Raw genomic sequence first — 564 nt, forward strand, 5'->3', positions numbered from 1 at the left:
GCGCCACCACAGATCCGTATATTCGAGGTGTCGGGCGTCGGCTCACCACAACTAGGACCGCAGATCAACCACCATCGCGGCAAGGGCCGCATCGCCCTGTTATAGCGACGGACGCGTTTCGGCGTTTGTGTACCATTGCCCGTTGGCCCTCTCATAGGCCATGGCCGCCCGGAAAACATCGGCATCGCAATAGGTGCGGCCGACGATCTGGATGCCTGTCGGCACGCCGCTTGCCGCCCGACCCGAAGGGATGGACAGAACCGGACAACGGCTCATCATGTTGAACGGCGTCGTCATCACCCATCCCAATGACGGGTTCACCTGCTTGCCGTTGATCTCGACCGTGCCCGTGGTCTGATCGAATTCCGCAGGCACGGAGGGAAGCGCGTTGGTCGGGCAGATCAGCACATCGTAGGTCTCCAGCAGCGGCCCCAGCGTCTGGTACATCCTGGCCGCCACGTCGAGTGTTCCGACAAAGTCCGTCGCCTTCGACTTTTGCCCGTCCTCGGCGAACTGCCTGGCATAGCTCGTCATGTCCTTGCCGTGCTTCTTGAGCAGCTGCGA

The 564-nt window shown here is 61.9% G+C and carries 1 protein-coding gene; it reads right to left on the bottom strand.

What is annotated here, in order from left to right; all coding sequences use genetic code 11:
• Positions 1-99: 99 nt before the first annotated feature.
• Positions 100-564 (bottom strand): amidase family protein (locus tag EN750_RS38170; protein WP_245482952.1); only part of this gene is annotated, 465 nt, incomplete at its 5' end.

Origin of the sequence: Mesorhizobium sp. M7A.F.Ca.ET.027.03.2.1 (genome assembly GCF_003999175.1) — a bacterium.
GTDB lineage: Bacteria > Pseudomonadota > Alphaproteobacteria > Rhizobiales > Rhizobiaceae > Mesorhizobium.